This window comes from Streptomyces flavofungini (genome assembly GCF_030388665.1).
Taxonomy (GTDB): domain Bacteria; phylum Actinomycetota; class Actinomycetes; order Streptomycetales; family Streptomycetaceae; genus Streptomyces; species Streptomyces flavofungini_A.
The window spans coordinates 8712432-8725435 of sequence record NZ_CP128846.1; the positions used below are offsets into that span (position 1 = coordinate 8712432).

A 13004-nucleotide genomic window follows, 5' to 3' on the forward strand; every position below is an offset into this window, starting at 1 on the left:
TGGGATGGACGGCACTCGGTCGATCGGGGAACTCGCCGCGCGCACGGGCCTTTCCGTGAAGGCCATCCGCTACTACACCGACATCGGCCTCCTGCCGACGGCCCCGCGCAGCCAAGGAGGGCATCGCCGCTACCCGCCCGAGGCACTGGACCAACTGCAGCTGGTACGGCAGTTGCGTGCGCTGGACGTGCCGATCGCGGTCATCGCCGAGCTGGCGGCGGGGGAGTCCGGTCTCGGCGAGCTGGTGGCCGGGCAGTTGGAGAGCACGCGCACGCGGTTGGCGGAACTGCGCTGGCGCGAGGCGGCGTTGCGGGCGCTGGACGAGTGCCACGGCCCGGAACGGCTGCGCCGTCTGCGCCTGCTGGCCGGCGTCCTGCACCGACCGCCGGACACCGCGGACCTCACCCGGGCGTGGCAGCGCGCCCTGCCCGCGAGCCTGCCGCCGCGCCTGGCCGACGCCGTCACCGCCCGCGCCGTCCCCGAACTGCCCCTCGCCCCCACCCCCGAAGCCGTCCTGGCCTACGCCGAACTGCACCTGCTCGTGGCGGAGCCCGCGTTCCTCGACTACTGGGCCGCACCCCACGTCCGGGACAAGGCATCGATGTACGCGGCGCTCCTGGACGCCTCGGACAGCGCCGCGCCCGCCGTCGCCGCCGGGCGCGCACCGCAGCGGTGCGAGGCCCTGGACGCCTTCTGCCGGGCCTGCGCCCGCGCCCTCGACCACGAGGACACGCCCGGCTTCCGCGCGTTCATGGCCACCGGCGTGCGGACCACCGTCCCCATGATCCGCCGCTACCGGCAGCACCTGGACGCCCTCACCACCGCCCCCGGCCCGAGCCTGGGCACGACACACTGCTGGCTGGCGGAAGGCGTCATCGCCGAGTACGGCACAACGTACTCCCGATGACGTACGCGGGACGCCGACCAGCGGCCTATCGTTCGCAACGTGACCCCTCCGAGTCCTGTCCTCCCCGGCCCGCGCCGCCTGCGGTGGCCCCTGTGGCCGCTCTCCCCGACGGTGGCGGACCTCGTCGTGGCGGCGGTGGTCGCGGTGCTCACCGGCGCCGACGCAGCGGTCAACGACCCCGCCTACCGCCAGGCCGACTGGCTGACCTGGCTCCTGTTCGGCGTCTCCGTCGCGGCGCTCCTGGTGCGCAGCCGGTGGCCGGTGGCCGTCAGCGTGATCACCGGCGCGGCGTGCGCGGGCTGGGCGCTGTACGGACACATCGGGGAACTGTTGAACCTGCCGGTGATGGCGGCGCTGTACGCGCTCGCCGTGCGCGGCGACCGGCGCCGGACCCTGCGCGCGGCAGCCGTCGCCGCAGTCGCGTCGGGCGCGGTGTCGGTGGTGGCGGGCATCGACGTGGCGCAGCCCCAGGGCGCGCCCCTCCTGGAGATGCTCTGGCCGCTCGTGCCGCTGCTCCTGGGCGAGGTGGTGCGCGGGCGCGGGGAGCTGTTGCAGGAGTACGCGGACCGGGCGGTGCGCGCCGAGGCCGAGCGGGAGCAGGAGAGCCGGCGCAAGGTGCACCAGGAACGGGTGCGGATCGCCCGCGAGCTGCACGACGTGGTCGCGCACACCGTGTCGGCGATGACCGTGCAGGCCGGGCTGGCACTGGACGCGCTGGACAAGCGGCCGGACGTGGCGCGCGAGGCCATGCGGCAGGTCAGGGCGTCGGGGAAGGAAGCGGTACGGGAACTGCGGGCGACGGTCGGAGTGCTGCGCGACGGGCGGCAGCCCGAGCGGGGGCCCGCGCCGCGCCTGGAACGCCTGGAGGAGCTGGTGGAGCGGGTGCGGGGAGCGGGGCTGAAGGTGTCGCTGCACGTGGACACCGGTCGCCGGGAGGTGCCGCAGATGGTGGAGTTGGCGGCGTACAGGATCGTGCAGGAGGCACTGACCAACGTGATCAAGCATGCGGGGGCCCGGCACGCGGCCGTCTCGGTCGTCCTGGCGGCGGACCGCCCGGACGGCGACGCCCTCGTCGTGGAGACGACCGACGACGGACCGCCCGCGCAGGCCGCGGCCGGCGAGGGCTACGGCCTGATCGGCGTGCGGGAACGCGCCACGGCGGCCGGCGGCAGCGCCGAGGCGGGGCCCGTCCCGGGCGGCGGCTGGCGCGTGCGCGCCGTGCTTCCCCTGGAGGCGCCGTGATCCGGGTCCTGCTCGCCGACGACCAGAACGTCGTACGGGCGGGCTTCCGCGCGCTGCTCGACCTCACGGACGATCTCGTGGTGGTCGCCGAGGCCGCCGACGGGAGGGCCGCGGTCGAGCTGACCCGCACCACCCGGCCCGACGTCGTGCTCATGGACATCCGCATGCCCGGCGTCGACGGCCTGGAGGCCACCCGCCGCATCGCCACCGACCCGTCCCTGGACCGCGTCCGCGTCCTCGTCCTGACCACCTACGAAGCCGACGCGTACGTCTTCGAGGCCCTGCGCTCGGGAGCCGCCGGCTTCCTGCTCAAGGACGTCGACCCGGACGACCTGCGCGCGGCCATCCGCACGGTCGCGGCCGGTCAGTCCCTGCTCGCGCCCGCCGTGACCCGGCGTGTCATCGAGGAGTTCGCCCGCTCGCAGGGCCCGCGGGCCGAGGCCCGGCAGCGGTTGGCGCCACTGACCGACCGCGAGCGCGAGGTGCTCGCGCTCGTCGGGCGCGGACTCTCCAACGCCGAGATCGGCACGCGCCTGCTGATGTCGCCGCTCACCGCGAAGACACACGTCAGCCGCACGATGACCAAGCTGGGCGCCCGCGACCGGGCACAGCTGGTCGTGCTCGCCTACGAGACCGCTCTGGTACGGCCCGGCGAGAGCTGACACCGGCCCGGCGAACGCCGCCACCCCGCGCTGCCACGTGCGGCTACTCCCGGGGAAGTAGTCGCCGACTCCCCGCGGCAGATGTCCGGCATCACCCCGCGTCCGTAGCGTCGACAGCATGATCGAAGTACGGGAACTCACCAAGAAATACGGCGCGAGGACCGCCGTCGACCGGCTCACCTTCACCGTCCGGCCCGGCGTGGTGACCGGCTTCCTCGGCCCGAACGGCGCTGGCAAGTCGACCACCATCCGCACGATCCTCGGCCTGGACGCGCCGACCGCGGGCACCGTCACCGTCAACGACCACCGCTACGACCGGCTCGCCGCGCCCCTGCGCGAGGTCGGCTCCCTGCTGGACGCACGCGCCGTGCACGGCGGGCGCACCGTGCGCGGCCACCTGCTCGGCCTGGCCCGCTCCAACGCCCTGCCCCGGCGGCGCGTGGCCGAGGTCCTCGACCAGGTCGGCCTCGACGGGGTCGCGGACCAGCGGGCCAAGGGCCTGTCCCTGGGCATGGGGCAGCGCCTCGGCATCGCCGCCGCGCTGCTCGGCGATCCGGCCGTGCTGATCCTGGACGAGCCGGTCAACGGACTCGACACCGAAGGCATCCGCTGGATCCGTGACCTCCTCAAACGACTCGCCGCACAGGGCCGCACGGTCTTCCTCTCCAGTCACCTCATGAGCGAGATGGAGCTGACCGCCGACCGGCTCATCGTCATCGGACAGGGGCGGCTGCTCGCCGACACCGGCATGCGGACGTTCATCGAGGACCATTCGCGGGGCGGCACCCGGGTGCGAGCCGCGGACGGCGAGCAACAGCGCATGCGCGCCCTCCTGGAGGCGCACGGCGCGCAGGTGCGCCTGGACGCGCGGGGCGCCTGGCGCGTCGACGGCCTCCCGACCGCGCGGATCGGCGAGCTGGCCCGCGCACACCACCTGGCCGTCCACGAACTGACGCCGGTCTTCTCCTCCCTCGAGGAGGTCTACACCGCCATGACCCGGTCCTCGGTCGAATACCGCGGCACCACCCCCGAGACGGAGGAAACCGCATCATGAGCACGCCCACCGGCCGGTCACCCGGCTTCCGCGCCGCCCTGGCCTTCGAATGGACCAAGTTCGCCACCCTCCGCTCGACCCGCTGGACCACGGCGGCGACGGGCCTGGTCACCATGGCGGGCGCGGTCTTCGTCGGCGTCAGCGGCAGCCTGCAGCCCGACGACACGGTCCTCGGCGGCAGCCTCACCCTCAGCGTCGTGTCCCTGATGATCGCGGGCGTGGCGGGAGCCCTGACCGTGTGCGGCGAGTACGCCAGCGGCACCGTCACCTCCACCCTCACCGCCGTGCCCCGCCGCGGCCGGGTCCTCGCCGCCAAAGCAGTCCTGCTCACCGTCCTCCTGTACGGGATCGCGCTCGTCTCCTGCACGGTGGCGTACCTGCTCGGCGGCGCGATCCTGGACGACGGAAAGTACGCGCGCGGCGAACCCCTGCCCGCCCTGTTCGGCATCGCCGCGCTCTTCGCCGTCGTCGGCGTCCTCGGCCTCGCGATCGGGGCCCTGCTGCGGCACTCCGTCGGCGCCGTGACGACCGTCGTCGCGCTCCTGCTGCTGCCCTCCCTGTTCGGCCCCCTCTTCGGTGACGCCCGGAGGTGGATCGCGGGCGCGTCCCCGACTGCCGCCCTGGAGAAGCTGACCCAGACCTCCGACGCGGGCCCGCAGGCGGTGGGCTCCCTGGGCGCGTGGCCGTCGCTGGCCCTGGTGGCGGCCTACAGCACGCTGCTGCTCGCAGTCGCCGCGCGGCGACTGCGGGGGCGCGACGTGTGAACGTACCGTTTCGTCGAGCCGGTTCGCGATCGCCCTCGTCAATTCGCCGTATATGCAACCGTGTTGGCTCAGTTCGTCTCCGAATGGCTGAGTACGTGCCTAGGCAGCCAAGGCCGCGCGGCCTAGGTTTTCCGCCTGGTCCCGGACCCCGGCCATTGCTGTAGACGCGGCCGCGAGAGGCGTTGAACTGGCCCCGCCTCTCGCGGCCTGACACCCTCACCCCGCAGCGGGAGCCCGAGATGTCCAGCACGGCCCACCCCGGCACCAGATCGCCCCGCGCCGCGCACGCGCCGGACGCGCCGGAGCCGACACCGCCGCGCCTGTCCCTGACCGTCGAGGCCGACCGCGGCCAGCGCACCCACACCCTCATCGGCGAGGCCGCCCACAGCCTGCTCGTCGCGATCGGCGCCCCGCCCCCGCTGGCCCGCCGCATGAGCGACGCGGCCACCGTCGCCGCGCACTACCTCGTCGGGCACAGCGCCCTGTCCCGCTACCGGCTGCGCGTCACCACCGACCCGGGCGGCGTCAGCCTCGCCGTCACCGACTACATCGAACCGTCGTCGGCCGGAGCACCCGCCTGGCTGCCCGTCTCCCACGCGGGCCACCTCGAACCCGCCCCCGTCGCCCTCGCGTCGCTCCCGGCCAGAGGCGACGACGACCACGGCCTGGACCTGCACCGCACCGCGGACGGCCGCCTCCGCCTCGCCTACCGCGGCGCGTGGGCCGCGTCGACGCCCCCATGCTGAACCGGGGCCGCGCCCGGTCGCCCACAAACTCCATGGGGCGGGCCCGGGGGCGCGGACCCGCCGAAAGGACCGGACGGACCGACCCATTGCGGGACGGCGCGGGTCACAAGGGCGCTAGCGTGGAATCGTTACATCCCGTACGCACGACGCCGGTTCACCCCTCGCCCGGCCCCCAGCACATCCCCGGAGCCCAGGTTGGCACTGCGGCGCAGCGCATCCCTCCCGACCGGCCACCACGCCGACCGCGTCCTGCGCCTGGCCGCGGTGGTGGCGGCCTACTACGCCGCGGGCCGCTGCGGTCTGCTCCTGGAAGTGGTGCGCGGGCAGGTCACTCCCTTGTGGCCGCCGACCGGAATCGCCGTGGCCGCGCTGCTCCTGTGGGGACTGCGGATGTGGCCCGCGATCGCCCTCGGCGCCGTCCTCGTCAACTGGCCCTTCGGTCCCTCCCTCTGGGCGCTCGCCGGCATCTCCGCGGGCAACACGCTGGCCCCCGTGTGCGCGGTCCTGCTGTTGCGCCAGGTCCGCTTCAGCCCGACACTCACGGCGCTGCGCGACACGCTGTCCCTGGTCTTCCTGGGCGCCCTGACCGGCATGCTGGTGAGCGCCACGGTCGGCACCGCGGTCCTCGCCGTCACGGGCGCGCTGCGTCCTGGCCGCGTCCGGGCGACCTGGTCGGTGTGGTGGACGGGCGACGCGATGGGGGTCCTGCTCGTCACGCCGCTGCTTCTGGTGCTGTTCGGCGCCTCGTGGCCGCGGCGGGTCCCCGTGGCACGCTGGGCCGAGGCGGCGGCCCTCGCGGCGGCCACGGCCGCGGTCACGCTGCTCGCGACGCGCACCTCGCTCAGCCTGTCGTTCCTGGTCTTCCCGTTCCTCATCTGGGCCGCCTACCGCTTCCAGATCCTCGGCGGCGTGGCCTGCGCGCTCCTCGTGTCCGTGCTCGCCGTGCCCGCGGCCGCCGCGGGCACCGGCCCGTTCACCGGGCACGACGTCGCGACCCGCATGCTCGTCCTCCAGGCTCTGAACGGATCCGCCGCCCTGACGTCCCTGGTCCTCGCCACGGTCGTGGCGGAGCGCAATCGCAGCCACGACCAGCTCGCCCGCGTCCACCTCCAACTCTCCGAGCTGGTCCCCCAGCTGACGCCCTTCAAGGGCCTGCCGACGGGGAGACAGGCGGAGGCCGGGAACAAGGACGCGACCTGACCGCACGGCGGCAACGCGTCCACGGCCCGGACCACGGGGACACCTGCGGCCCGGCCGCCGCCGGAGTCGGCTGGGACAGCGGGCACCTCGACGACAGCTCGGCCTGCGGCCACGTCCCTGGACGGGGCGTGCGGCCGTGGGCGATCCCGTCGCGCAATGTGCCGAAGACGAGCGGCACATCGAGCCCGTGGCAGGCGCCGAGGACGCCGCCGAGACCGGTCGCCTCCCAGGTGAGTTCGTACGCGTACGTGGTGCCGCCGCCCTCGGCGTGCGCCTGGGCCAGATGGAGGCTGGGCATGCGGAACACCCAGTCCGACATCACCAGGTCCCGCAGCGCGGTGGGATCGGCCGCCGCGGGCCCCGTGCGGTATGCGTGTCGACCGGCGTCCCCGGGAGCGAACCACGCCAAGGTGTCGGCGGCCTCCTCCTCGCTCACGACGCCGAGTCGACCCGACAGGACGGTGAACAGCCGGGTCTCGTCGCGGGTGTGACCGGCCATCAGGGTCACCTCGGCGCTCTGCCCCGCCCGGAGCGCCTCCCAGGGCGCACGGGGCAGCACCTCACCGTCGACGACGGGCGCGAACGGCATGCGCGCGCGGGCGGCCCGGCCCCACCGGGGCTCGTACGGGGCGATCTTGTGCAGGACGGCGTCGGCGGCGTCCCGCAGGGCGTCGGGGGTCGCGGCGGTCACGGCGGCCGACGTCGGGGCTGATCCCAGCTCGGCCGCCACGGCGGTTCCGATGTCCGCGGCCGGCGCGGTGCCGTAGAAGGGGCCCGGCACGCTCTGCGCCACCGCCCGGTGGAAGAGCCCGGACGCGCGGGGCATGGCGAGGAGCGCGGCGATCGCGCCCGCACCCGTGGACTCCCCGAAGAGCGTCACCCGGCCCGGGTCGCCGCCGAAGGCCGCGATGTTGTCCCGCACCCACTGGAGCGCGGCCACCTGGTCGAGCAGGGCGCGGTTGGGTACCGCGCCCTCGAAGTGCCCGTAACCTTCGGCTCCCAGGCGGTGGTTGAACGTGACGACCACGGTGCCGCGCCGGGCCGGCGCCGTGCCGTCATAGGTCGGCCCCGCCGAGGTGCCGAACAGGTAGACCCCGCCGTGGATCCACACGAGCACGGGCAGGCCCGCCGCCGCGCCCGGGTCGGGTGTCCGGACGTTCACCGTCAGCCAGTCCCCGGACGCCGCCGTGGACCCGGGCCCTCCCATGGGGCCGAACGCCCGGGACTGCGGAGGGGACTCGCCGAATTCGTCGGCGTGCCGCGTTTCCTCCCACGGCAGCGCCGGCACCGGCGCCGCAATGCGAAGGGCGCCGATGGGCGGCTGTGCGTAGGGGATCCCCCGGAAGACGGCCACCTCGCCTTCCCACCGCCCGCGGACCGTCCCGCACTCCGTACGGACGTCGGACACGCGCTCAGAACCAGAAGCAGAAGCGTTCACGCCGGTCTGCCTTCCCTCGGGGGGGGGGTGCCCGCCGACACGTCGCCGATCCGGGACGAACGGACTACGGGCCGTAGGGCCGGGGCACCCTGGTCGGCACGCCGGTTCAGGGCGCCCCGGTCGGAACGTCCGGTTCGAGACCCACCTGGCCTGGCTCTCGGGGTGGTCCAGGTCGGTGCCGACCCCGCTCAGACGGCGGTCGGCCGCCAGGGAGCCGATGCGGCGGCCCTTGCTTGCGTCGCTCCAGGCGATGACGAACTCGGGGCGACGGCGGGGGCGGCGAGTCGTACGTTCATGTGAAATCCCGTCAGGGCGGGGCGAGTTGGGTCGGTCGTGCTGGGCCGAGCAACTCCTCGGGCCGCCCTCGCCCTCAACCCCTCACAGCGCGGGACCGCTGCCGTCGGTCAGGGCCTGTTGTCCACCAGGTCCTGGATCTGCGGATAGATCTTGTCCATGCGCGTGCCCACGTTGTGCGGGCAGGAGCCGCCCCAGTGCAGGGCGATCACCTTGTGGGAGGCACCGGCGAGGACCGGGGAGCCGGAGTTGCCGCCCGAGGTGTCGCAGGAGTACCCGACGTCCTCGGTGCCGAGCTGGGGGTTGCGGATCCCGCAGAAGGTGCCGCCGTCGCCCTCTTCGTAGATCGATATGCGCTTCGGCTTGGTGTCGCCGTGGCCGGCGATGTAGGCCCGCTCGCCCGAGACCGGCGCCCGGGTCTCCAGGAACAGGGTGCCGAACTGGGTGATCCGGTCGAAGTCGTCCACGCTGAACAGCGAGAAGTCGAGGGCCGGTGAGGTGCGGAGCAGGGCGTTCGCGCCGACCTTGGTCCCGGGGCGCGGATCGTTGCCGCCGCAGGTCGCGCAGTCGTAGTCGAACTGCACCTCCATGGTGTCGAGTTCGGCCTGGTTCCTGACGCAGTGGTTGTTGGTCATCATGTGGTTGCCGCGGCCGACGCGCCACGCCGTGCACCAGCCGCCGCCGTTCTTCAGCATGCGGGCCACGCCGCGCGAGGCGGCGTACTGCGCGGGATGGCTGGTGCGGTAGCAGACCGCGTCCCTGCGGCCGTCGGCGCCGCACACGCTGCGCGGGTTCTCGGCGGTGATCTCCGCCTCGGAGTAGCCGCGCCAGTAGCGGTCGATCGTGACGTGCGACCCCCGCTTGCCGCGGGTGTGCAGGGTGACCACGGCGGTGTCCCCGTCGACCGACATGGCGGCGAAGCCGGTGCGGCCGTGCCGGGTGTACCCGGCGTCGTCGTGGGCGGCGGCCCCGCGCGTCGGGTCGCCGCGGTAGGTGTGCACCTCGCGTCCGGTCGGGTCCGCGACCGTCACGTAGGCGTCGGGGGCGAGGTCGAGCCGGGCGAAGTGCACCTTGACGTACGCCGCTCCGGGGTGGCGGATCCGCTGTCGGGTCGGGGCTCCGGCGGAGCCGAGCCCGAGGTCCACCGCCTTCTCCTCGCCGACCGTGGGGATCGGCGCGGTCTCGGCGCGCGGCGGAGCGGCGTCGCCCGCCGCCGTCGGTGCGACGGGGACGAGGACGGACGTGGCCACGAGCGCGGCGGCCACGATGATGCGTCTCAACACGGTTGCCTCCATGGGGGTCGGCCGGAAGCGGACCGCTGCGCGCGACCGCTTCGACCCCACCAAGGTAGGTGTGGACATGACAAGACGGGAGAGGTGTACCGGCCACTGGTCACCGGCGGGGGTCGGCCACTCCCGCCCGTCGTCCCCCGGACCTGTGCGGGCCCGTACGGGAGGCCACTTGGGCGCGGGAAACGCAACTTCGACAGGGTCCTCGCAGGCAGCTACCTTCACCTGGCGTTCGGCGATCGCCCACGGTCGCGGGGGAGTTCCTCGAGCTGTGCCACCCGTGACGGGGTGAGTCCGTCACGGCCCGAGGAGCCCCCGCCCCATGCGCGAGCGGCCGCACCGGGTCCACATCAGGCACCCCCGACCAGGGAGAGACGCATGCCCCATCTCGCGCTGTACACCTTCGGCGTCCTGAAGTCACCTCTCGCCGATCCGACCCCCCTCACGCGTGAACTCCGCGACAGCGGCGAGGTCGTCTACCGGACGATCAGCCGGCACCCCGGGTACGTCGCTCGCGCTGAGGCGGCGGATCGCGCCCGGGGCACACACTTCGACGTGGACTGGGGTGTGTGGGGGGAGTTCACCGTGCCGACCTGGTACAGCAAGGGCCGTACGGCGGAGACCGCCGCCCTGGACGCGACCCTCTCCCTCTGGACCGGCCCGCGCCCCGCCTTCGACGCCATCTACACGGGTGTGCACCGCGAGGCGCTGAACAGGCGTCACGACTGGTTCGAGCGGACGGAACACCCGAACTACGTGTGCTGGTGGGTCCCCGACGGCGCGATACCCACCTGGCAGGACGGAGTTTCCAGGCTGGAGCACCTTCACGACCACGGCCCCGCGCCGCACGCCTTCACCTTCCGGCACTCGTTCGCCCCGGACGGAACGCCGGCCGGGGCCCCTGGCCGCTAAGGCTTCTCCGACGCCGCGGGCCCGGCGCTCGGCGGCGGGTCGGCCCGCCACTCGGCGGCGATGCCCCGCATCAGGGGCGGATAGACCAGCAGGTGCCTGAAGGGCCCGATCGCGGCCATGTAGGCCTTACCGAACAGGCCGTTCGGTTTGACGAGCACGGCCAGCTGGCCGCGGTAGCCGCCCTTGCCGTCGGGGACCCAGCCCAGGTGCAACACCCCGTGCATGGTCCGGTTGCTCACCTCCGACGCCCACTCGTCGTCCGTGAGGAAGACCGAGCGGAAGGGGAGGCGGTCGAACTCGGGCCCGAAGGGGCCCTCGCGCAGATCGTCCGGCAGCCGGTCCCGCAGCGTCGCCACCCGGGTGCCGACACCGGAGTCGGCCTTGTCCCAGCCGAGCAGCTTCCCGAGCTTCCAGCGGATCGCGAAGAGCGCGCGGGCGATCCGGGACGGGTTGTCGGACGTGTCGCCGCCAGCGGTCTGCCGCACCAGGTGCGGGAAGTCGTCGGGGCCTCCCGGGGTCGGCAGGGCCCACACGTCGTAGAGCCGGAAGTCGCTCGTGATCTCGTGGACCCGCCAGGGCCGCGACGTGTGCGCGGTGTCGGGGAGTTTCATGCGGGGAACCTCCGTCTGCTCGATTCGTGGATGACGGCGCGGGAGTGAGCCCTTCGGGGCGTACGAGGTCGCGTACGGAGCCGCCTTACGGCGAGTGAGCGACGCCGAGCACGCCCGCGACGGCCCGGGCCGCGAACAGCTCGTCGTCCGGGGCCTGGCCTGCCAGCGCGATCACGGTGCCTTCGAGCGCGCCGACGAAGGCGAGTGCGAGGGCCCTGGTCGGCCGGCCCGGCGGGATGGTGCCCGCCGCGCGACCGGCGTCGATGAGGTTGGCGCAGCGGGTGAGGAGGGTCTCGTAGTTCCGCTCGACCTCGCGCCCGACGGGATGGTCCTGGCCGCTGAACTCGAGGCGCAGCGCGATCGGAACGCGCGCCACGTCGCGCCGGCAGAAGACGGCGTGGCCGCGCGCGAGGGTGAGCAGCGCCGCGACGGGCTCCGGCTCCTGCTCGACGAAACGCGCCACCTCGTGCCAGTAGGTCTCGCGGAACCACGCGCACACGGCCAGGGCCAGATCCTGCTTGTCCTTGAACTGGTGGTAGAGCGCACCGCGTGTGTAACCCGCCTCGCGGGCCACCTGCTCCAGCTTGAGGTGGCCGTAGCCGTAGCGGGACAGGCCCCGTGCGGCCGACTCCAGCAGCGCGGCGCGCGAGCGCGCGCTGCGGTCGGCCTGGGTGGCGCGGCGACGGCCGGGACCGGCCGCCGCGGCCGGACTCTCCCGCGCCCCGCCGCGCACGTCCTCCACCGCCTCGCCTCGCACGTCCGGGGTTCGCATGGCTGCTCCGCTCGGTTCGCCGCGTCGGATGACCGAAGTCCCGCTGCAGGAAGGCCGGTGGCCCTCCCTCGCCAGCAGCCATACATGCACGTGTGTATGTTACCGCGGAGGGGGATCCTCGGGCGAACGCGCAGGTAGGGTGCGCAGCCGGAAACCGGAAACCAGGTCGCCCGGCGTCGCGCGCAGCGCCGACACCGTGGGGCCGGAAAGTGAGCAGTCAGATGCAGCCGACCTTCGTCCTGGTGCACGGAGCCTTCGCGAACTCCTTCTCCTTCGCGCCGCTCCAGGCCGAACTGGGCCTCCTCGGCCACCGTTCGGTCGCCGTCGACCTGCCCGGTCACGGATTCGCCGCGACGTACACCCGTGCCTATCAGGCGCCGCAGGACCCGGAGGGGCTCGCCGCCGCACCCGGCGGGATCAAGGGCGTCACGCTCGCCGACAACGCCGCCCATCTGATCGGGATCCTGGAGCGGGCCAAGCGCAACGGCCCGGTGATACTCGTCTCGCACAGCCGCGGCGGCATCACGGCGACCGCCGCGGCCAACGCGCGACCGGACCTCATCGACCGCATCGTCTACGTCTCCGCCTGGTGCCCGGTCGACCTGGACGTCAGCGACTACTACGCCGCGCCGGAGATGGCCGACGTCGACGCCGCCTCCCTGGCCCTCGCGATGGCCGGGAACCCCGCCGAACTCGGCCTGCTCCGCGTCAACTTCCGCACCGCCGATCCGGCCGCCCTCGCGGCGTTCAAGGCGGCCTTCCTCGCCGACGGCACCGACGAGGAGTTCCTGACCTTCCTCAACACCTTCCAGCCCGACGAGAACCTGGACGTCGGCACATCCGCCGACCGGGCGCAGGCCGCGACCTGGGGCCGGATCCCGAGGACCTATGTGCGCCTCGCCGACGACACGAGTCTGCCGCTAGCCCTGCAGGACCGGCTGATCCGCGAGGGCGACGCGCTGACCCCGGACAATCCCTACGATGTCCGCACCCTGGCGGGCAGCCACCTGAAGTGGCTGACCCACCCGGCCCCGGCGGCCCGGGTCCTCGGCGAGCTCGCCGCGCCGTTCCTGGCCTCCGCCCGATCGTGATCGCCGCAGGGTGAGGCGTACG

General features: G+C 73.8%; 13 protein-coding genes. 9 read left to right on the top strand and 4 right to left on the bottom strand.

The features are described from left to right. Nucleotides 1-4: 4 nt before the first annotated feature. The 7 genes from QUY26_RS37790 to QUY26_RS37820 all read left to right on the top strand — a co-directional run bounded on the left by QUY26_RS37790 (nucleotide 5) and on the right by QUY26_RS37820 (nucleotide 6575). Complete coding sequence (locus QUY26_RS37790; RefSeq protein ID WP_289954813.1) at nucleotides 5-907, top strand: MerR family transcriptional regulator; 903 nt, start codon at nucleotides 5-7, stop codon at nucleotides 905-907. Between the two features lie 39 nt (nucleotides 908-946). Continuing rightward, complete coding sequence (locus QUY26_RS37795) at nucleotides 947-2149, top strand: sensor histidine kinase (RefSeq protein ID WP_289954815.1); 1203 nt, start codon at nucleotides 947-949, stop codon at nucleotides 2147-2149. Beyond that, the gene (locus tag QUY26_RS37800) at nucleotides 2146-2811 is read left to right on the top strand and encodes a response regulator transcription factor (RefSeq protein ID WP_289954817.1); all 666 of its coding nucleotides are present in this window, start codon (nucleotides 2146-2148) and stop codon (nucleotides 2809-2811) included. The genes QUY26_RS37795 and QUY26_RS37800 overlap by 4 nt, the downstream gene beginning before the upstream one ends. Nucleotides 2812-2929: 118 nt before the next feature. Next, a complete protein-coding gene (locus tag QUY26_RS37805) occupies nucleotides 2930-3865 on the top strand; it encodes an ATP-binding cassette domain-containing protein (protein WP_289954819.1) in 936 nt (311 codons plus the stop codon). Then, nucleotides 3862-4629 (top strand): ABC transporter permease subunit, encoded by a 768-nt coding sequence (locus QUY26_RS37810; RefSeq protein ID WP_289954822.1) that lies wholly within the window; start codon nucleotides 3862-3864, stop codon nucleotides 4627-4629. Before QUY26_RS37805 ends, QUY26_RS37810 begins: the two co-directional genes overlap by 4 nt. Nucleotides 4630-4868: 239 nt before the next feature. Continuing rightward, a complete protein-coding gene (locus tag QUY26_RS37815; protein WP_289954823.1) occupies nucleotides 4869-5375 on the top strand; it encodes a hypothetical protein in 507 nt (168 codons plus the stop codon). 195 nt (nucleotides 5376-5570) lie between these two features. Further along, nucleotides 5571-6575: an MASE1 domain-containing protein gene (locus QUY26_RS37820; RefSeq protein WP_289954825.1), complete on the top strand. Its 1005-nt coding sequence runs from the start codon at nucleotides 5571-5573 to the stop codon at nucleotides 6573-6575. Here the strand turns inward: QUY26_RS37820 and QUY26_RS37825 are convergent. Together QUY26_RS37825 and QUY26_RS37830 are read right to left on the bottom strand one after the other, a co-directional pair. Continuing rightward, the gene (locus tag QUY26_RS37825) at nucleotides 6520-7983 is read right to left on the bottom strand and encodes a carboxylesterase/lipase family protein (protein ID WP_289954827.1); all 1464 of its coding nucleotides are present in this window, start codon (nucleotides 7981-7983) and stop codon (nucleotides 6520-6522) included. The two genes, QUY26_RS37820 and QUY26_RS37825, sit on opposite strands and share 56 nt — an antisense overlap. Before the next feature lie 434 nt (nucleotides 7984-8417). Then, the gene (locus tag QUY26_RS37830; RefSeq protein WP_289954829.1) at nucleotides 8418-9590 is read right to left on the bottom strand and encodes a trypsin-like serine peptidase; all 1173 of its coding nucleotides are present in this window, start codon (nucleotides 9588-9590) and stop codon (nucleotides 8418-8420) included. A 384-nt stretch (nucleotides 9591-9974) separates the two neighbouring features. Here QUY26_RS37830 and QUY26_RS37835 point away from each other — a divergent pair, with 384 nt between their 5' ends. Further along, a complete protein-coding gene (locus QUY26_RS37835; protein WP_289954830.1) occupies nucleotides 9975-10508 on the top strand; it encodes a DUF3291 domain-containing protein in 534 nt (177 codons plus the stop codon). On the opposite strand, the gene QUY26_RS37840 is transcribed toward QUY26_RS37835, so the two are convergent. Together QUY26_RS37840 and QUY26_RS37845 are read right to left on the bottom strand one after the other, a co-directional pair. Then, a complete protein-coding gene (locus QUY26_RS37840) occupies nucleotides 10505-11119 on the bottom strand; it encodes a DUF2867 domain-containing protein (protein ID WP_289954832.1) in 615 nt (204 codons plus the stop codon). The two genes, QUY26_RS37835 and QUY26_RS37840, sit on opposite strands and share 4 nt — an antisense overlap. A gap of 85 nt (nucleotides 11120-11204) precedes the next feature. After that, nucleotides 11205-11891: a TetR/AcrR family transcriptional regulator gene (locus tag QUY26_RS37845; protein WP_289954834.1), complete on the bottom strand. Its 687-nt coding sequence runs from the start codon at nucleotides 11889-11891 to the stop codon at nucleotides 11205-11207. A 221-nt stretch (nucleotides 11892-12112) separates the two neighbouring features. Here QUY26_RS37845 and QUY26_RS37850 point away from each other — a divergent pair, with 221 nt between their 5' ends. Continuing rightward, the gene (locus QUY26_RS37850) at nucleotides 12113-12982 is read left to right on the top strand and encodes an alpha/beta fold hydrolase (protein ID WP_289956369.1); all 870 of its coding nucleotides are present in this window, start codon (nucleotides 12113-12115) and stop codon (nucleotides 12980-12982) included. Nucleotides 12983-13004: the final 22 nt, after the last annotated feature.